The organism is Corallococcus praedator, assembly GCF_003612125.1.
In the GTDB taxonomy this organism is placed as follows: Bacteria; Myxococcota; Myxococcia; order Myxococcales; family Myxococcaceae; genus Corallococcus; species Corallococcus praedator.
The window spans coordinates 1-18,297 of sequence record NZ_RAWI01000182.1; the positions used below are offsets into that span (position 1 = coordinate 1).

An 18,297-nucleotide genomic window follows, 5' to 3' on the forward strand; every position below is an offset into this window, starting at 1 on the left:
AGGCAGGGGGGCACGCGCTCTCACTCCGGACCGGGGGCGGGGCCTGTCGCGCGCAGCACCCGCCGGGTGTGCAGGGCGATCATCGCCTCTTCATCCGTGGGAATCACCCAGGCGGAGACGCGGCTGCCGGACCGGGTGATGCAGGGGCCTCCGCGAGCATTGGCCTCCTCATCCAGCTCCAGCCCCAGCCAGCGCGCGTCGCGACAGACCCGCTCGCGAATGGGCGCGGAGTGCTCGCCAATGCCGCCCGTGAAGACCACGGCGTCCAGGCCGTGCAGGGCCGCCGCGAGCGAGCCCAGCTCGCGATGGATGCGATAGACGAACAACTCCAGCGCCTCGGCGGCGGCGGCACTGGAGCCACCGAGCAGCTCGCGCATGTCGCTGGATTCGCCGGAGACGCCCAGCAGGCCGGATTGCTGGTAGAGCAGCCGCTCCAGCGCGCGCGCGTCCATGCCGTGCCGGTCCATCAGGTAGAGCAGGACGCCGGGATCCAGGGCACCGCAGCGGGTGCCCATCATGAGCCCATCCAGGGCGGTGAGGCCCATGGTCGTCGCCACACTTCGTCCCTGGAGCAGGGCGCACATGCTCGCGCCGTTGCCCAGGTGCGCTACCACCGTGCGTCCTTCGGCGGCCCCGGGCGCCGTGCCTGGCAGCGTGGAGGCGATGTATTCGTAGGAAAGGCCATGGAAGCCGTAGCGGCGGACACCCTCCTCGGCATAGCGGCGGGGCAGGGCGAAGGCCTGGGCCACGGGGGGCTGGGTGCGGTGGAACGCGGTGTCGAAGCAGGCGACCTGCGGCACCGCGGGCGCCGTCCGCGTGACGGCGCGAATCGCTTCCACGCAATGGGGCTGGTGCAACGGCGCCAGCGGGATGAGCGCTTCCAGCTCCGCCAGGGTCGCCGCGTCAACGAGGGCGGGCCCGGAGAAGCGCATGCCGCCATGGACCACCCGGTGGCCGGTGGCCGCGATCCGGTGCCCGCCGAGTACGCCCTCCCGACCCCAGGCGAACAGGAATTCGGTGGCGCCCGTGTACCCGAGCTGCGTTCCGGGGGCCCAATCCCTCTCAGCGATGACGGCACCGTCCGCGTGCGCGACGAACCGCGGACGGGTCGACAGCTCCTCGAACTCCCCCCGCAGGAGGAGGCGGAGGGGCTCCTCATCGAGGAAGACGGAGAACTTCAGGCTCGAAGAACCCGCGTTGAGCACGAGCAGCGCGTCCGGCACGCCTCCCGTTTCGGACGTCCGCCGTGCCATGCGTGAGCCCCTCTCAGTCCGGCCAGGTCCAGTCGGTGATTTCAGGACGATCCTTGCCGTGCTCGTGCGCGTAGGCCAGGTTGTCGAGGATGGCGTTCTTCATCTCTTCCTTCAGGTGCCCTGCCTTCGCCTGCATCCCCGCCACGCGATCGATGACGTCGATGACCAGGTGGAAGCGGGACGTCTCGTTCAGGATCGCCAGTTCGAAGGGCGTGTTGATGTTGCCTTTCTCCCGGTAGCCATGCACGTGCAGGTCTTCGTGGTCGATGAAGCGATAGGCAAGCTTGTGGATGAGCGAGGAATAGCCGTGGAAGCTGAAGATGATGGGCTTGCCGGGCGGGAACAGGCTTTCAATCTCCCGTTGGGTGGACCCGTGCGGATGGTCCGCCGACGACTGGAGCTTGAACAGGTCGACGATGTTGACGAAGCGCAGCTTCAGGTTCGGCGCGCGCGCGCGCAGGATGGAGGCGGCGGCCAGGGCCTCCTGCGTCGCGACGTCGCCGCAACTGGCCATGATGACATCCGGCTCCGCGTCCTGGTCCGTGCTGGCCCGCTTCCAGATGCCAATCCCCTTGGCGCAGTGGGCAATGGCCTCGTCGATGCTGGTGAATTGGAGGTGTTTCTGCTTGTCCGCGACGACGACGTTGACGCAGTCGGTGCTGCGCAGGCACTGGTCCGCCACCACCAGCAGCGTGTTGGCGTCCGGAGGCAGGTAGATGCGCGTGACCGTGCCGGACTTGTTGGTCACCAGGTCGATGAACCCCGGGTCCTGATGTGAGAACCCGTTGTGGTCCTGACGCCACACCGTCGAGGAGAGCAGGATGTTCTCCGAGGCGACGGGCGCGCGCCAGCTCACGTGGTTCTTGCTGATGTCCAACCACTTGGCGTGCTGGTTGAACATGGAGTCGATGACGTGGGCGAACGCCTCATACGTGTGGAAGAGGCCGTGGCGCCCCGTGAGCAGATACCCCTCGAGCCAGCCGAGCAGCGTGTGCTCCGACAGCATCTCCATGACGCGGCCGTCCCGCGCGAGCTCGCCCCCGTCGGCGTCGTCCGGCGTCAGGTTCGCCATCCAGGTCTTCTTGCTCACCTGGTAGATGGCCTGGAGCCGGTTCGAGGCGGTCTCGTCCGGGCCGAAGACGCGGAAGTTCGTCGGGTTGTCGCGCATGATGTCGCGCAGGAACTCGCCGAGCGGCTTGGTATTCTCATGCAGCGTGGTGCCGCGCGGGCCGACCTTGACCGCATAGTCGCGGAAGTCGGGCAGCTTGAGCGTCTTGCGAAGCAGGCCGCCGTTGGCGTGCGGGTTCGCGCTCATCCGCCGCGGCCCCTTGGGCGCGAGCGACCTGATCTCCGGATTCAGCCTTCCCTCCGCGTCGAACAGCTCCTCGGGCCGGTAGCTGCGCATCCAGTCCTCGAGCGCCTTCAGGTGCGCCGGGTTGCCTCGCACGTCGGCGAAGGGGACCTGGTGTGAGCGCCAGGTGCCCTCCAGCTTGTGCCCATCCAGCTCCTTCGGACCCGTCCAGCCCTTGGGCGAGCGCAGGATGATCATGGGCCAGCGCGGACGCGTCGGGGAGTCCGTCTGCCGTGCGGTCTTCTGCAGGGTCCGGATCTCCTCGACGGCGCGCTCCAGGGTCTCCGCCATCTTCTGGTGCATCTGGGCCGGGTCGCTGCCCTCGACGAAGTAGGGCTTGTAGCCGTAGCCGACGAACAGGGACTCCAACTCCTCCGGGCTGATGCGAGCGAGGATGGTCGGGTTGGCGATCTTGTACCCGTTGAGGTTCAGGATGGGCAGCACGGCGCCGTCCCGCGCGGGGTTGAGGAACTTGTTCGAGTGCCAGGCCGTCGCGAGCGGACCGGTCTCTGCTTCGCCGTCACCCACGACGCAGGCGACGATGAGGTCGGGATTGTCGAAGGCCATGCCGTACGCGTGGGAGAGGCTGTAGCCGAGCTCGCCGCCTTCATGGATGGAGCCCGGGGTCTCCGGGGTGACGTGGCTGCCGATGTGACCGGGGAAGGAGAATTGCTTGAAGAACTTCCGCATCCCCTCCGCGTCCGGGCTCTTGTCCGGATAGACCTCCGAATAGGTGCCCTCGAGATACGCCGGCCCGAGCACGCCCGGGGCGCCGTGGCCCGGCCCGGCCACGAAGATGACGTCGAGGTTCTGCTCGACGATGAGCCGGTTCAGATGGACCCAGACGAACGAGAGCGCCGGGCTCGCGCCCCAGTGGCCGAGCAGCCGATGCTTCACGTCCGCCGGCACCAGGGGCCTGTGCAGCAGCGGGTTGTCCTGGAGGTAGATCATCCCCACCGCCAGGTAGTTGCACGCGCGCCAGTACGCGTTCATCAACTCCACTTCCCGGGTGGTGAGCGGTCCACCCCCCTGGGTCCCCTTCCTGGCCGGCGTGGAGGGCCCCTGGCCGTGCTCCCTGGCGGACAATGACGGCCCAGACTCTTCGGATGCTCCCGTCCCTATCGGGTGTGCCATGACATGCCTCCCATCAGTGTTGCGTGTGGAGTGTTGAGTCGGGTGCTGCCTGGGCGAAGCCTGCTTCGCCCTCCATGTCGCCGCTGTATCTGCCCAGGGCCGCCGCGCTGTCGCACCCGGCCCGGTGGTGGAACATCCGCTGGGCGGCGGGCACGAGTTCGCGCCGGCCCCGCCAGACCTCCATCGCCTCGTCCTGGAGCGCGCGTCCGTAGGAGAAGCTCAGCTTCCAGGGCTTCGGGGCGTCCAATGCGTTGATGGCGTTGAGGTGCTCGGTGGCCAGGACCGTGTCTTGTCCGCCGGACAGGAAGACGACCCCGGGGACCGCGGGCGGCACATGGCGCGTCAGGGCGCGCAACGTCGCCTCCGCCACCTCCTCCACCGAGGCCTGCCTCGCGCAATCGTGGCCGGCGGTGACCATGTTCGGCTTGAGCAACATCCCTTCCAGGGACACCCGTGCGTCGAAGAGTTCGTTGAAGACCGCTTGCAGCACGCGCCCCGTCACGTCCTCGCACTGTTCGAGCGCGTGCGCTCCCTCCATCAGGACTTCAGGCTCCACGATGGGCACCAGGCCCTGCTCCTGGCAGAGGGCGGCGTAGCGCGCGAGCGCGTGTGCATTCGCGTGGATGCACTTCGCGGTCGGCAGCCCGTCGCGGATGATGAACACCGCGCGCCACTTGGCGAAGCGCGCACCGAGCTCGCGGTACTCCTCGAGCCGATCGCGGAGCCCGTCGAGCCCTTCGGCGACGAACTCTCCCGGTGCGCCGGCCAGGGGGTGGACGCCGGTGTCCACCTTGATGCCGGGGATGATGCCGCGGCCCACCAGCAGCTCCAGCAGCGGGATGCCTGTCGAGCTTTCCTGCCGGATCGTCTCGTCCTGCAGGATGACACCGCCGATGAACTTGGCGATGTCGGGCGTACTGAAGAGCATCTCGCGGTAGTCGCGGCGGCTGTCCGGGGTCGACTCGATCGCGCGCGCGGTCAGGCGCTTCGTGATCGTGGAGACCGTCTCGTCCGCCGCCAGGATGCCCTTTGCGTCCGCAACGATGGCTCGCGCGGTTTCGTCGAGCCCTGGCATCTTCGGCATGTGTTCCTCCCATCCGTCGGAAGTGAACTTGAAGGCGCCCTGCTGCGCCGACAACTGGCGGGGCGGCGCTCGGCAATGAGGCTGCCTTTGAGCGCCGGGCAGGATGGTGCCGCCCCGTCGCGATGCCATCTTGACCCCTGAACCCAGCCGTCACCGGCAACGCCCGGCGTGCGGTTGCTGGAGACAGCCATGGCCATCAAGTTGCTCATCGCGGACATCGACGGGACCCTGGTGACACGGGATAAGGCCGTCACCGCGCGAACCCGCGAGGCCGTCGCCCGGCTGCGCGCCAGCGGCATCCTGTTCACCGTCACGAGCGGGCGACCGCCGCGCGGCATGGCAGGGCTGGTGGCCGAGCTGAAGCTCACCGACCCCGTGGCTGCCTTCAACGGCGGCGTGTATGTCAAATCCGATCTCACGACGGTGCTGGAGCAGCGGACCCTTCCGCCCGCCATCGCCAGGCAGGCCGTCGACTTCATGCTCCAGGCGGGCCTGGATGTCTGGGTCTACCAGGGGGCGGATTGGTTCCTCCGCGACCCCGAGGCATTCCGCGTGGCCAGGGAGAGGAGCAACGTCGGGTTCGACCCGGTCGTCATCGCGGACCTGCACGGCGTGCTCGACGCCCCCATCAAGCTTGTCGGGGTGAGCGAGGACACCGCGCGGGTCGCGCGCTGCGAGGCCGAGCTCTCCCTGCGACTGGGCGCCGAGGCCTCGGCGGCACGTTCGACGGCCTACTATCTCGACGTCACGCATCCCGAAGCGAACAAGGGAATGGTCGTGCGTGAGGCCGCGCGGCTGCTCGCGCTTCCCCTGGAGCAGATCGCGGCCATTGGAGACATGGCCAACGATCTGCCCATGCTGACCACCGCCGGCCTTGGCATCGCCATGGGCAACGCCAACGCGGAGGTCCAACGCCTCGCACGCCACGTCACGCGCACCAACGACGAGGACGGGTTTGCCTACGCGGTCGACTCCTTCATCCTGGGCCAGCCGCCCTTCGCCCGGACGAAGCTGGGGCTTCCGCCCCGCACACGCGCCTGCCTCTTCGGGCTCGATGGCGTCCTCGCGCAGACCTCCAGCCTCCACGCCAGGGCCTGGAAGCAACTGTGCGACCACTACCTGCGACGGCGTGCGCGAGCCTCGGGGCAGCCCTTCATCCCCTTCGACCTGGTGCGCGACTCCAGCCACTACTTCGACGGCAAGCCGCCCCTGGAAGGCCTCCACGCGTTCCTGGACGCCCGCGGCATCGAGCTGCCGGAGAGCACGGTTCACGCGCTGAACGACCGCAAGGCGGAGCTCCTGGTCGAGCTGCTCCGGCAGGAGCAGGTGGAGACGTATGAGGGAACGGTCCGCTACGTCCAGGCGGCGCGCGCCGAGGGACTTCGGACCGCGGTCGTCTCCGCGAGCAGACACTGCGCGGAGCTGCTCCAGTCCGCCGGAATCCCGGACCTCTTCGACGCGCGGCTCGGCGCCACGCCGCCCCCCGAGCTCTACCTCGCGGCCGCCCGGGCCCTCGGTGTCGAGCCCGGGGATGCGGTTGTCTTCGAGGACACGCCTGCCGGCGTCGCGGCCGCACGGGCGGCCCACTTCGCCTATGTCGTCGGCGTCGACCGGCTGGGTCGGCCCGCCGAGCTGCATCGCCATGGCGCGGACCTCGTGGTGACGGATCCCGCCGTCCTCCTCGAACAGGACGGCACCCCGCATTGAGCGGCGGACGACATCCACCTCGCCCTGGGGTCGGTGTCAGGCCTGCGGGAATGGACATCACAGACAGACCCGAGGGGCATTCAGACAGCTCGTACTTCCGCGCGCTCGGCGAAGTGAGAATCATCCGAGTCGATCGAGGTGTCTTGAATGCTGGGGACGGACAGCACCAGGCAGGGGATGAACCCGGGGCGTGCACCCTTCATTGGCACATGGCCGCTGCTCGGGGTCCTGACGGCGCTCTCCGGGTGCACGGTAGGTCCCAACTTCACGAAGCCCGAGGTTGAGGTGGCCAAGGAGTGGCGCACCCAGGGTGACCCACGACTTTTGAAGCAGGCAGCGGTCGACAGCCAATGGTGGAAGTCGTTTGGCGATCCGGTACTCGATCGCCTCGTCGAGGTCGCCAACCGGCAGAACCTGCCGCTGCAGATCGCGGGTCTGAGGATCGTGGAGGCGCGCGCCCAGTTGGGCATCCTCACCGGCCAGCAGTTTCCGCAGGTCCAGGTGGCCACCGGCAGCGCCGCCGCGGTGGGACGCAGTGAGAACTCAGCCGCGGCCAACCTGGCGGATCTGGCCAATGTCGGCTCCCTTGACCGCCACTACCTGGAATACCAGCTGGGCTTCGACGCGCTGTGGGAGGTGGATTTCTGGGGCAAGTACCGGCGGGGCGTCGAGTCGGGAACCGCTGGCCTGCTCGCGTCGGTGGCGGACTACCAATCCGCGCTCGTCGCGCTCACCGCGGAGGTGGCGCGGACCTATGTCGTGGTCCGGACGTTCGAGATGCTCATCGAGCAGGCTCGGGAGAACGTCAGGATCCAGGAGGAGGGCTTCCGGATCGCCGAGTCGCGCTTCAGCAACGGTGCGACCTCGGAGTTGGATGTGGCGCAGGCCGCGACCCTGCTGGAGAGCACCCGGGCCACCATCCCCCAACTGGAAGGCGGGCTGGAGCAGTCCCGCAACGCGCTGAGCACGCTCCTGGGTCAGCCCACGGGCGCCGTGGAGAGCTTGCTGGCGGGCCCCAAGCAGATTCCGCTGGCGCCCGCGACGGTGGCCGTCGGCATGCCGGCCGAGATCCTGCGGCGGCGTCCGGATGTCCGCAGCGCGGAGCTGTTCGCCGCCGCGCAGTGTGCCCGGATCGGCATCGCGGAGGCGGACCTCTATCCGAGCTTCTCCCTCTTCGGGACGATCGGGCTGGAGGCGAGCACCAGCGGCGCGTCCTCCGGCAATCTCTTCTCGCTCGGCAGCCTGGTGTATTCCATTGGCCCCCGGATCGTCTTTCCCTTCCTGAACTACGGCCGCCTGAAGAATGGCGTGCGTGTCGAAGACGCGCGGTTCCAGCAATTGCTCGTCAACTACCGCAACACGGTGCTCAAGGCGGGCCAGGAGGTGGCGGATGCCCTGACGGGCTTCGTCAACGCCCAGAAGGCCATGGTGTTCCAGCAGGCCGCCGTGAAGGCCGCGCAGCGGTCGGTGGAGCTCGCCCTGGTGCAGTACCGGGAAGGCGCCGTGGACTACCAGCGCGTGCTGGACGCGCAACGCTCACTCTTGCAGCAGCAGAACAACCTGGTCCAGACGAGTTCCTCCATCGCCACGAACCTGGTCGCCCTCTACAAGGCGCTGGGCGGGGGCTGGGAGGTCCGCCGGGATCAGCCCGTCGTGCCGGAACCCATGCAAAGCGAGATGGAGAAACGGACCGACTGGGGCGACATGTTGTCGAAGCCGCGGACGCAGGAAGTCAAGCACAGCTCGCAGCCAGGAAAGCAATAGAGAGTCCGCCATGCCCAAGTACCCGAAAGGGAAGATCAAGTGGGTCATTGGGTTGATCGCCATCGCGATCGCCGTGTTCATTGGCTTCAAGTACTGGAAGGGGAAGAAATCCGCGCTGCCGGAGGGGATTGTCTCAGGCAACGGCCGCATCGAGGCGAAGCTGGCCGATGTCGCCGCCAAGGAACCCCTGCGGGTGAAGCAAATCCTTGTCAACGAGGGCGACCTCGTCAGGCCGGGTCAGGTGCTGGTGCGGTTGGACACCACCACGCTGGAGTCCAGCCTGGCGGAAGCCAACGCGAACCTCGCGGCCACGCAGGAGAAGCTGGCGGTGGCCCAGGCGGGGATCGTCAAGCAGAAGAGTGAGATAGAGCTTGCCGCCATCGAAGCCGATCGCGCCCGAAAGCTGGTGGCGCAGGGGGCCGGTTCGCAGCGGGATCTGGACGTTCGAGCGAGCCAGGTGGAGACCACCCGGGCCGCCCTGGCGGAGGCGGAAGCCACGCTGAAGACCTCCAGGGAGGAGATCGAGGTCGCGCGAGCCAATGCGGAGACGATCCAGACGCGCATCGCCGACGCGACGCTCAGGTCGCCCGTGACGGGACGGGTCCTCTATCGCCTCGCCGAACCCGGTGAGGTGCTCGCGCCCGGCGGGCCGGCGCTGACGCTCGTGAACCTGGAAGATGTCTACATGGAGATATTCCTCCCGGCCAGCGAGGCCGCCCGCGTGAAGCTTGGCTCCGAAGCGCGCCTCACCGCCGACTTCGAGCCCGACCGTTCCATCCCCGGGTATGTCTCCTTCGTGTCCCCGGAAGCGCAGTTCACGCCCAAGCAGGTGGAGACCAAGAGCGAGCGGGAGAAGCTGGTGTTCCGGCTGAAGCTCCAGGTCCCCCGGGAGCTGGCCAGCCGCTACGTCGAGCGCATCAAGACAGGCATTCGCGGGGTCGGCTACGTCAAGGTGGACCCCGCCGCCACCTGGCCTACCAAATTGCAGAACGTCATCACGGCTGAATCCGAATCCCACTAGCCCGGTGACCCGGGAGGGCTCAGCCATGGTCTCATCCGCGTCTCCAGAATCGCCGGGCGGCTCCTCCAGCAGGTTGGTGGTCTCCATCCAGGACGTGACCCACCGCTACGGCAAGGTCGTCGCGCTCGACGGCATCTCGCTCGACGTTCCCAGCGGCATCATGGTGGGCATCGTGGGGCCAGACGGCGTCGGCAAATCGACGCTGATGGCCCTGGTCGCCGGCTCCAAGAAGATGCAGCAGGGAAGGGTGACGGTCCTGGACGGGGACATCGCGGATGCCCGGCACCGGCGCGCGGTGGGGCCGCGGATCGCGTACATGCCTCAAGGGCTGGGGAAGAACCTCTATCTGGAGCTCAGCGTCTACGACAACGTCGACTTCATGGCCCGGCTCTTCGGGCTGTCGCCCGAGGAGCGCAAGGTGCGCGTCCCGGAGCTGCTCGCGGCCACGGGTCTGGGGAAGTTCGCGGAGCGCCCCGCCGGCAAGCTCTCCGGCGGCATGAAGCAGAAGGTGGGGCTGTGCGGCGCGCTGGTGCACGACCCGGACCTGCTCATCCTCGACGAGCCCACCACCGGCGTGGACCCGCTCTCCCGGCGGCAGTTCTGGAGCCTCATCGACGAGATTCGCGCCGGGCGCCCCGGCATGAGCGTCATCATCTCCACGGCCTACATGGACGAAGCGCAGCAGTGGGACTGGATCGTGGCCATGGACGCGGGGCGCGTGCTGGCGACGGGGACGCCCGCGGAGCTGATGGCGCGCACGGGGACCCAGGACCTGGAGCGGTGCTTCATCGCGCTGCTGCCCGAGGAGAAGCGCAGGGGCCACAAGGAGATCACCATCCCGCCCCGTCCAGCGGGCAAGGCGGAGCTGGCCATCGAGGCCGACGGGCTGACGTGCCGCTTCGGCACCTTCACCGCCGTGGACCACGTCACCTTGTCCATTGAGCGCGGTGAGATCTTCGGCTTCCTGGGCTCCAACGGCTGCGGCAAGTCCACGACCATGAAGATGCTGACGGGCCTGCTGCCCCCCACGGAAGGGACGGCGAAGCTCTTCGGCAGCTCCGTCGATGCCGGGAGCATGGAGGTGCGCAAGAACCTGGGCTACATGACGCAGGCGTTCTCGCTCTACGGCGAGCTGAGCGTCCAGCAGAACCTGGTCCTGCATGCCCGGCTCTACCATCTGCCGCCAGACAAGGCGAAGGCGCGCATCGAGGAGTTGGTCGAGCGGTTCGGACTGCGCGCGCACCTGGACGCGTTGGCCGGGGACCTGCCCATGGGCCTGCGCCAGCGGCTCTCGCTGGCCGTCGCCGTGCTGCACGGGCCGCAGATCCTCATCCTGGACGAGCCCACGTCGGGGGTTGATCCGGTCGCCCGGGACAGCTTCTGGGAGCTGCTGATCGATCTATCGCGCAAGCAGGGCGTCACCATCTTCGTGACGACGCACTTCATGAACGAGGGGATGCGCTGCGACCGCATCTCCCTCATGAACGCGGGAAGGGTGCTGGCGGCGGATTCCCCCCAGAAGCTCATCGAGGCACGAAAGGCAGACAGCCTGGAGACCGCCTTCATCGGCTACATGGAAGATGCCATCGCCGAAAAGGCACGCGCCGAGAGCAAGGACGCGGCGCCCAAGGACGCGGCTCCCGCCCGCGCGCCCGAAGCCCCGCCACCCCAGCAGCCCCCGGCCGCGCGACGTGCGGACCGGGCCGGCCTCCAGCTGCGTCTTGGCCGGATGCTCGCATACGCCCACAATGAGACCATCCAGATCCTCCGCGACAGGGTCCGGCTGGCGTTTGCCTTCGCCGGATCGGCGCTGCTGATGCTCGTCTTCGGCTTCGGCATCACGACCGACGTCGAAAACATCCGCTATGCCTCGCTGGACATGGACCAGACACCGGAGAGTCGCGCGTATCTTGAACAGTTCAGCGCGGCGAAACCCTATTTCGCGCTGACGCCGCCAGCCCAATCCTCGGACGAGGCGCTGCGCCGGCTCCAGTCGGACGATGTCTCGATGGTGCTGGAGATTCCGCCGCGCTTCGGTCTGGATTTCCGCCGGGGTTCCGGGCCGGAGGTGCTGGCGCAGGTGGACGGCGCCATGACCTTCCGTGGCGACACCGTCGAGCAATATGTCCAGGGGGTCCACAACCGGATGCTGCAGGATCCCGCGAGCGGCTTCCATTCGGAGAGCGCGCTGAAGGGCACGGCCAACATCGAAGAGCGCTTCTTGTACAACCCGACGTTCAAGAGCGTCTATTCCATCGTGCCGAGTGTCCCGGCGCTGCTGCTGCTGTTGATACCGGCGATCCTCATGACGGTCAGCATCGTGCGTGAGAAGGAGCTGGGGTCGATCATCAACTTCTATGTCACGCCCACGGGCAGGCTGGAGTACCTGCTTGGAAAGCAGTTGCCCTACGTCGTCATCGGCATGGCCAACTTCTTCATCCTGACCGCGCTGGCGCTGATCGTCTTCGGTGTCCCCATCAAGGGCAGCTTCCTGACGTTGATGCTCTGCACGCTGTTCTACGTCGCGGCGACGACAGGCATCGGGATGGTGACGTCAACCTTCACTGGCAGCCAGGTCGCGGCCGTCTTCGTCACGGCCATCCTGACCATCGTGCCGACCATCCAGTTCTCCGGCTTGTTGCAGCCCGTCTCCACGCTGCAGGGCGGGGCCGGCCTTGTCGGTTCCATCTGGCCGGCCTCCTATTACATGCACGCCAGCCTGGGTGCCTTCACCAAGGGACTGGGGGCGGGCCTCCTCATGCGGGATGTCGCCTTCCTGGCCGTGTGCGTCCCTGTCCTCCTGGCCATCAGTGTCATTGGATTGAGAAAGCAGGAGAAATAGCGGTGAACTCACTGCTGAACATTCTGTGGCTCGGGCTCAAGGAGATTCGCAGCCTGCTGAGCGACGCCGTCCTGGTCGTGTTCGTCGTCTATGCGTTCACCCTGGCAATCTATGTCCAGGCCACGGGGACCTCGAGCGAGGTGAACAACGCATCGATTGCCTTCGCCGACGAGGACGGGTCCGCGCTGTCCAAGGAGTTGCTCAACGCCTTCTATCCACCCCGCTTCAAGCTGCCGGAGCTCATCTCCCCGGATGAGGTGCAGGCAAGCATGGACAGGGGCCGGTTCATGTTCGTCGTCGTGATTCCGCCCCGCTTCGAGCATGACCTTCGCGCGGGGCGCAACCCGGACATCCAGTTGAACATCGACGCGACCGCCATGCAGCAGGCGGGCATCGGCTCCGGTTATATCCGGAGCATCATCAACGACCGGGTTTCATCCTTTCTCAAGCGCACGGAAGAGACGGGGCCGAAGCCCGTCAACCTGGTCGTTCGCAAGCTCTTCAACCCCAACGGGGTCTCGTCCTGGTTCAAGAGCGTGGTGGCCATCATCAACCAGATAACCCTGCTGACCGTCGTCCTGACGGGCGCCGCGGTCATCCGCGAGCGCGAACACGGGACGCTGGAGCACCTGCTGGTGATGCCGCTGACCGCCTTCGAGATCGCGATGGCGAAGGTCTGGGCCAACGGCCTGGTGATCCTCGTCGCGACCGGGGCTTCGCTGCTCCTGGTCGTGCACATGGTGCTGAAGGTGCCGTTCGCCGGCTCGGTGGTGCTGTGGTTCGTCGGCGTCGTGCTCTACCTGTTCTTCGCCACGGCGCTCGGCATCTTCCTGGGGACGATCTCACGTTCGATGGCGCAGTTCGCGCTGCTCATCATCCTCGTGGTCCTGGTGCTGATGCTGCTTTCGGGCGGGAGCACGCCCGTCGAGAGCCAGCCGAAGTGGCTGCAGTACGTCACGTACCTGCTGCCTGCCCGGCACTTCGTCAGCTTCTCGCAGGTCATCATCTACCGAGGCGGTGGGCTGGAGGCCGTCTGGCGTCAGTTCCTGATGGTGAGCGCGGTGGGCGTGGGGTTCTTCGTCTACAGCCTGTCGCTCTTCCGGAAGTCCATCGCGGTGAGCAAGTAGGTAGGGGGCCACCGGGGCGGGCGGGAGCCGGAAGCCCCCGCCCGCCCCGGTCATGCTCAGCGCTCAGCAGTCGATCGGGTACGTCTTGATGTCATCGCCCGGCGTGGTGACCTTGACGGTGTTGGAGCCGTCGAACGACGAGGAGAACGTCCCTTCGCTCGTCTCCACCGTCACCGTCCCCGCCGAGGGGCACTGGTTGTCGCAGCGCTGGTAGCCCGAGACGGTCGAAGTCGCGCTGAAGTTGTTCCGCGTGGACCTCGACTGACTGTTCAAGGTGAAGCACCCGCTGCCCTCCACCCAGGTGACCGTGCTTTCGGAGGATCGCGTGTCGAAGCGTTCCGGCGAGAAGCTGGTGGAGGTGATGGTCACCTTGCGCTGGCCCGCTTCGGGAGGGGCGCCGGCGATCTGCATGGAGAGGTTGTACGGCGCTCCGTTGATGGAGAGGTCGGTGGAGGTGGCCGCGATGGCGAGCTGCCCCTGGTTGTCCGAGAGCACCAACTGAACGTTGCCGGAGAGCTGATCGAGCCCGATCTTCGCGGTGCAGTTGTTGAGGGCGTAGTTCACCATCGCGCCCGACGAAGTGGCGGAGGCGCACCCGGCGGGCGTGAAGATGGATGAGGCGCTCGCCGCGAGCCTGGCGGCCGCCGCGTTCACGTCAACGGGGGCCTGAAGCTGCCCTCTGCCGATGCTCTTGGGCTGCACCGGGAGACTGTAATACCAATCGTCGTAGACCGGATCGACCCAGGCGTAGCTCCACGCCGCGTCGTACGCCCCGTAGTACGGATCGTAGTAGGCCGTGTCGTAGTAGTACGGATCGTAGTAGGTGTCGGCGCAGCCAGCGCTTGCGAGCAGCGACAGGAACCCCAGCGCCCGTTTCGTCTTCTTCATCTCGCCCCCATCAGGTTTGTCTTCTGGACGCGTGCCCACCCCGAAGTGGATGCGCACGGGCGACCGATGCACCGAGTTCTCTCGGGAAGTCGGAAGCGAGAGAAGGTGGAACCCGGGGGTCTGCGGAAGAACTGAACGGAGGAACGGCTTGAGTGCGGGCTGGCGGTCATCCGCGTCACGGTCAGCGCGTCTGGCGGATGACCGACAGCTCGGCGTCGCCGAGCACCTTCTGCTCCCGCCCCAACTGGAGCAGGAGGTTTTCGATCCCCGCTACGTCGCGGGACACCGTGGCCTGGGAGGACGAGGTGCGCAGCAGGTCGCCTCGGAGTACGAGGGGCGCGCTGCTCCGGGCCGAGGCACCCAGCCGTTCAATCTGGATGCCCGTGTAGCCCAGGACGGCATGGGACTCGGCCTTCGTGACGCGCTCACCGCTCGCGAGGGCCCGTTCAATCTGCTCTTCGATGGCGCGAAGCTGCGCGGGGTCCGTCACCAGCACGACCGGGTTGGGACGGCCCGAATACAGCAGGTACGTCACGCGCAGGGCCGGCTGGGACTGCTCGGCCTGGACGTCGGCTGCGGAGGCCGTGGGAACACCCGAGAGGCCCAGACCCAGGCCCAGCGCACCGCAGAGGAAGACCGCATGAATGGAATGACGAGACATGGATTCAGCTCCAGGAAGGGGGACGGGGACTAGTTGATGTTCTCGTGACCGGAGCCATCAACGCTGTCCGACCAGACGCGGAAGTAGCCGCAGAACTGCGTGTAGACGCCCCGGTTCGCGGTTGCGGGATCGGAGATGGTCAGGCCCAGGTTGTCGAGGTTCGTCGCCGCCGTCCCTCCGGGCTTATGGGTCCACAGGTTGTCCGTGCCCCGGCGATACCAGTGGTAGTCGTAGCCCGGCGCGACGACCAGCGCGGCGGCGGACTTGTATCCCGAGCTATCCGGGTAGCCCGACAGCAGCTCCAGTCCATCGTTGAGGGCGGCCTGCACCACGGAGGCGCAATCCATGGTCGAGGCCACGGCCCCCGAGTGCCTGCCCGGCTGCGCGAAGGTGTTGGTGGCCTTGGTGGTGGCGTAATTGTAGCAGTTGTTGACGGACTGCCGGCTGGGGTCGTTCCAGTAGGTGGGGGCGAAGGCCGGCTTCCCCGGCTTGGTGACGTAGGGGAGGTCCGCGTCCGACAGGCCGACGTTGAAGACAATCACCTCGTCGATGCGGTCGCTGAACCGGTAGCCGGAGCCGTCGTTGTTCCCGCCGATGAGGAAGGGCAGGTCGGTGTTCACGATGGAGCCCAGGCGCGGCGACGCCGTGCCCACGGGGATCCCATCCACGAAGAAGGTGGCGATCGCCGGCCACGTGGTGCGCCGGACGCTGACCGCGACGTGGTGCCAGCGATTGGCCACCAGGAGCGGGGACAGGCTGGGATTGGACTGGTGGTGGGTGGAGCCCGCCGAGTCCGAGAGCAGCAGGTCCAGCGTGTTGCCATTGACGACCGCGAAGGTGTAGCCCCGACCGTCGGAGCCCCGGTTGTCGATGATCGTCTTCACGGTCCGGGTGGTGTCCAACATCCGGACCCACGCCGTCAGCGTGAAGTCACCCGTGCCGAAGCTCAGGTACGGCGAGTGGGGCACCTGGACGTATTTATCACCCGCCAGGTTCATGCCCAGGCCCGTCCAGCCATCCGCCTGGGCCAGGCCCCCGACAACCGTTCCCGTCTGGTCGTGGCTGGTGGAGTACACGAGTCCACTCGAATCCGGCACCACCTCCGGCAGGGACTGGGAGGTGACCGTCGTCTTCCACTCGCCCACCAGTCCGGTGGTGATGCGGTGGGGGATGGCTTCGCTCCTCTGGATGGGAGCCACCACCGCCAGCACCGTTGTCGCCAAGCACCACTTGAAACCCTTCACGCCGCCTCCTTGGGTCAGGGGAGAATCGTTCGGGGGTATATCGACCACCCCTGACATCCCTGACCAAGAAGGAAATCGGGTTCGTCCTCACCCGGGTGCGTGGCCGGTCCGAGGGCCCGCTCCAGTTCTTCGTTGCCGGGCGGCAGAAGGCCGTCCGCGACTCACCGGCGCAGGCGGAGGTGGATAGAAGGGATTCAGGTTGTACTGTGCCTCCCTCCGGCTCCAGGTCGCCTGGGGCCTGTCTGCTGCGAGGATGTTCAAGACCCATCGCTTTGACGCGTACAACGCTTATGTCCAGGCTCAGGAGATTGCGAAGGAAGTGAAACAATTGAAAAAGGAGCGAGCCGCTGCGGTGGCGTGTGGATATGGCTTCGTCATTGGGGTGAGCACCGAAGCGCACAAAGAAGCGCTACTCGAAGAGATTCCCGCGCTCGATGTCGTTGTCACGGAGTGCGCACGATGAGCAAGCGTAGCTCCCTCACTCTCATCGTCTACGCGCCTTCGCTCATGGGCGACGACGGCCGTACGCTCGCCATCATCCATGGGATGGAACGTGCGCTCCCCGGATTGCGCCTGGAGTGGGAAGTAGGCGAAGGAGGCCGCCTCATTGCACTGCCTCAGCGCGATGCGTGGTTGGTGGAGAGGATTGAGGACGGGGGATTCCCGCTTGTGTGCAACGGAGACGAGAGTTACCCCGTGACGGTTACGGGGTGGGAAAGCCCGGCACTCCTCAGCCCGGGCGGTCAGTCCCAGTTTGAAGTTCATGCAAAGCTGCCATTGGACGAGTCCGTGCTCGCGACAGCGGCGGCAGTGCTTGAGGTAATGGCGGAGGGCGCGCGCTCGTTCTGGGGGCATGCGTCGCCGAAGGGTTACGGCTCGGAGGTCTCACAGCAGATGCGACGCTCGGCTCATGGACCGGAGCGATCACCCCGTGGGCTACCCATGCTCAACCTTCCTGAGAAGCTCCCTGCCCCCGAGATCCCCTGTTTCCTCGGGTGGCTGAACCATTGGTCCGCCGCTGCCGCCCGGGCCATCGGTTTCCCGGATCCTGCTCGCGACACGGAGCTGCTTGCGCGGTCGCGTCGCACGGCCTCGGACGGGTGGATCGTGCAACTGACGGACGCGCCGCTCGATTACAACAACCCTGTGCACCTGGGAGTGCTCAAGCGCACCTATGAGCGCTTTCCGGAGATCGGCGGGCGCGCGGTACCTTGACCCCGCTTCATGAGGAGCCGGGTGGAAGGGCGGGGCCATCCGCCCCCGATGTTCCCCTCCACCCGCTGGGTCCGCCGGCTAGTACTTGAAGCCCAACTGGAGCGACAGGCCGGGGTACTGATCCACGGCGCCACCGGCGATGTACGGATCGCCCACGTCGGGGTTGAACTTGAAGAAGTAGCGGCGCAGGTCCGCCTTGAGCCGCACGTCCAGGAAGCTGTTGAGCCGGTACGCCACGGACGCGCTGCCGGTGACGGCGCCCATGGACGCGTTGGGGAACCACGTGTCCGAGTTCAGCTCGCCCGCGCTCAGCGGGTGCAGGTAGCCCAGGCGGAAGTTGAAATCGAGCTTCTGCGTCAGCTCCGCGCGCAGGCCCAGCGTCAGGCCCGCGGTCTGGTACTCCACGTTGGGCAGGTCCAACGGACGCTCGTCGTTCACCGGATCGATGCGGAAGGTGTTCATCCCGTACGTGCCGGTGACCTCGAAGCCGTAGCGCTCCGCCTGGCCGAAGGGCATCACGTAGCGCAGGCCCGCCTGGAACTCGCGCGCGACGGTGGGATAGGAAACAGCCCCCGTGCTGCCAGTGGACTTCAAGCCGAACGACTGGTCGATGGCGCCGGTGATGCCCAGCCGCGCCAGCGCGCCCTGCTTGAAGCGCGCGAGCGGATAGACGGTGAGGTCACCGCTCACCTGCGGGGCACCCGGCAGCGCGAAGCCGCCCACGTCCGGGCCCAGCGTGTAGGGCCGCAGCACGCCGAACACGTCGTCCTTGTAGCGCAGCGACCTGCCGAAGAGCCGCAGGCCCAACGCACCCTCCACCAGGGGCGGACGGCGCTCGGTGCCGGCGTAGGTCTGCTTGTCCTCCGGTTCCTTCTCCTTCTCCTTCTCCTCGGGCTTCGGCGTGACGGCCACCGGCTTGCGCACGGGTGCCTTGTCCTCGGTGACGGGCGTCTTCGCGGGCGGCGGAGTCGGCGTCGTGTCCACGATGGGCGTCGCGGGCTTCAGC

General features: G+C 67.1%; 14 protein-coding genes. 7 read left to right on the forward strand and 7 right to left on the reverse strand.

Annotation, left to right across the window (positions count from 1 at the left end; genetic code table 11):
• Positions 1-20: 20 nt before the first annotated feature.
• From D7Y13_RS22435 to D7Y13_RS22445, 3 genes are read right to left on the reverse strand one after another with little or no spacing between them, the layout of a single operon-like run.
• Entirely contained in the window at positions 21-1,253 is a 1,233-nt protein-coding gene (locus tag D7Y13_RS22435; RefSeq protein ID WP_199732833.1) for an acetate/propionate family kinase, read from the reverse strand.
• Positions 1,254-1,266: 13 nt separating this feature from the next.
• Positions 1,267-3,738, reverse strand: coding sequence for a phosphoketolase family protein (locus tag D7Y13_RS22440; protein WP_120536052.1), 2,472 nt, complete (start codon positions 3,736-3,738; stop codon positions 1,267-1,269).
• Between the two features lie 13 nt (positions 3,739-3,751).
• Positions 3,752-4,822 carry a class I fructose-bisphosphate aldolase gene (locus tag D7Y13_RS22445; protein WP_199732832.1) on the reverse strand — a complete coding sequence of 357 codons (1,071 nt, stop codon included), beginning with the start codon at positions 4,820-4,822 and terminating at the stop codon, positions 3,752-3,754.
• A gap of 189 nt (positions 4,823-5,011) precedes the next feature.
• Between D7Y13_RS22445 and D7Y13_RS47155 the strand changes: the two genes are divergently transcribed.
• The 5 genes from D7Y13_RS47155 (at position 5,012) to D7Y13_RS22470 (ending at position 13,283) form a co-directional block, all read left to right on the forward strand.
• The gene (locus D7Y13_RS47155; RefSeq protein WP_233595694.1) at positions 5,012-6,529 is read left to right on the forward strand and encodes a Cof-type HAD-IIB family hydrolase; all 1,518 of its coding nucleotides are present in this window, start codon (positions 5,012-5,014) and stop codon (positions 6,527-6,529) included.
• Positions 6,530-6,676: 147 nt separating this feature from the next.
• Positions 6,677-8,293, forward strand: a complete 1,617-nt coding sequence (locus tag D7Y13_RS22455) for an efflux transporter outer membrane subunit (RefSeq protein WP_120536051.1) — start codon at positions 6,677-6,679, stop codon at positions 8,291-8,293.
• A gap of 10 nt (positions 8,294-8,303) precedes the next feature.
• Entirely contained in the window at positions 8,304-9,314 is a 1,011-nt protein-coding gene (locus D7Y13_RS22460; protein WP_120536050.1) for an HlyD family secretion protein, read from the forward strand.
• Positions 9,315-9,339: 25 nt separating this feature from the next.
• Complete coding sequence (gene rbbA, locus D7Y13_RS22465) at positions 9,340-12,156, forward strand: ribosome-associated ATPase/putative transporter RbbA (protein WP_120584424.1); 2,817 nt, start codon at positions 9,340-9,342, stop codon at positions 12,154-12,156.
• A 2-nt stretch (positions 12,157-12,158) separates the two neighbouring features.
• A complete protein-coding gene (locus tag D7Y13_RS22470; protein WP_120536048.1) occupies positions 12,159-13,283 on the forward strand; it encodes an ABC transporter permease in 1,125 nt (374 codons plus the stop codon).
• A gap of 63 nt (positions 13,284-13,346) precedes the next feature.
• Here the strand turns inward: D7Y13_RS22470 and D7Y13_RS22475 are convergent, their stop codons facing one another.
• The 3 genes from D7Y13_RS22475 to D7Y13_RS22485 form a co-directional block, all read right to left on the reverse strand.
• Positions 13,347-14,171 (reverse strand): hypothetical protein, encoded by an 825-nt coding sequence (locus tag D7Y13_RS22475; RefSeq protein ID WP_120584423.1) that lies wholly within the window; start codon positions 14,169-14,171, stop codon positions 13,347-13,349.
• A 181-nt stretch (positions 14,172-14,352) separates the two neighbouring features.
• The gene (locus D7Y13_RS22480; RefSeq protein WP_120584422.1) at positions 14,353-14,832 is read right to left on the reverse strand and encodes a hypothetical protein; all 480 of its coding nucleotides are present in this window, start codon (positions 14,830-14,832) and stop codon (positions 14,353-14,355) included.
• Between the two features lie 29 nt (positions 14,833-14,861).
• Positions 14,862-16,076, reverse strand: coding sequence for a LamG domain-containing protein (locus D7Y13_RS22485; protein WP_158620409.1), 1,215 nt, complete (start codon positions 16,074-16,076; stop codon positions 14,862-14,864).
• Between the two features lie 253 nt (positions 16,077-16,329).
• Between D7Y13_RS22485 and D7Y13_RS22490 the strand changes: the two genes are divergently transcribed.
• Both D7Y13_RS22490 and D7Y13_RS22495 read left to right on the forward strand, forming a co-directional pair.
• A complete protein-coding gene (locus D7Y13_RS22490; RefSeq protein ID WP_199732830.1) occupies positions 16,330-16,539 on the forward strand; it encodes a DUF6310 domain-containing protein in 210 nt (69 codons plus the stop codon).
• Positions 16,536-17,291 carry a DUF5953 family protein gene (locus tag D7Y13_RS22495; RefSeq protein WP_120584420.1) on the forward strand — a complete coding sequence of 252 codons (756 nt, stop codon included), beginning with the start codon at positions 16,536-16,538 and terminating at the stop codon, positions 17,289-17,291. The genes D7Y13_RS22490 and D7Y13_RS22495 overlap by 4 nt, the downstream gene beginning before the upstream one ends.
• 78 nt (positions 17,292-17,369) lie before the next feature.
• On the opposite strand, the gene D7Y13_RS45800 is transcribed toward D7Y13_RS22495, so the two are convergent.
• Positions 17,370-18,297, reverse strand: a 928-nt coding sequence (locus D7Y13_RS45800) for a hypothetical protein (protein ID WP_439329235.1), incomplete at its 5' end; no start/stop codon positions are given.

Bases quoted from the DNA above. Each gene is read 5' to 3' on its own strand.
- D7Y13_RS22435 (WP_199732833.1), bottom strand. From the start codon at position 1,253: ATGGCACGGCGGACGTCCGAAACGGGAGGCGTGCCGGACGCGCTGCTC.
- D7Y13_RS22440 (WP_120536052.1), bottom strand. From the start codon at position 3,738: ATGGCACACCCGATAGGGACGGGAGCATCCGAAGAGTCTGGGCCGTCA.
- D7Y13_RS22445 (WP_199732832.1), bottom strand. From the start codon at position 4,822: ATGCCGAAGATGCCAGGGCTCGACGAAACCGCGCGAGCCATCGTTGCG.
- D7Y13_RS47155 (WP_233595694.1), top strand. From the start codon at position 5,012: ATGGCCATCAAGTTGCTCATCGCGGACATCGACGGGACCCTGGTGACA.
- D7Y13_RS22455 (WP_120536051.1), top strand. From the start codon at position 6,677: ATGCTGGGGACGGACAGCACCAGGCAGGGGATGAACCCGGGGCGTGCA.
- D7Y13_RS22460 (WP_120536050.1), top strand. From the start codon at position 8,304: ATGCCCAAGTACCCGAAAGGGAAGATCAAGTGGGTCATTGGGTTGATC.
- rbbA (WP_120584424.1), top strand. From the start codon at position 9,340: ATGGTCTCATCCGCGTCTCCAGAATCGCCGGGCGGCTCCTCCAGCAGG.
- D7Y13_RS22475 (WP_120584423.1), bottom strand. From the start codon at position 14,171: ATGAAGAAGACGAAACGGGCGCTGGGGTTCCTGTCGCTGCTCGCAAGC.
- D7Y13_RS22480 (WP_120584422.1), bottom strand. From the start codon at position 14,832: ATGTCTCGTCATTCCATTCATGCGGTCTTCCTCTGCGGTGCGCTGGGC.
- D7Y13_RS22490 (WP_199732830.1), top strand. From the start codon at position 16,330: ATGTTCAAGACCCATCGCTTTGACGCGTACAACGCTTATGTCCAGGCT.
- D7Y13_RS22495 (WP_120584420.1), top strand. From the start codon at position 16,536: ATGAGCAAGCGTAGCTCCCTCACTCTCATCGTCTACGCGCCTTCGCTC.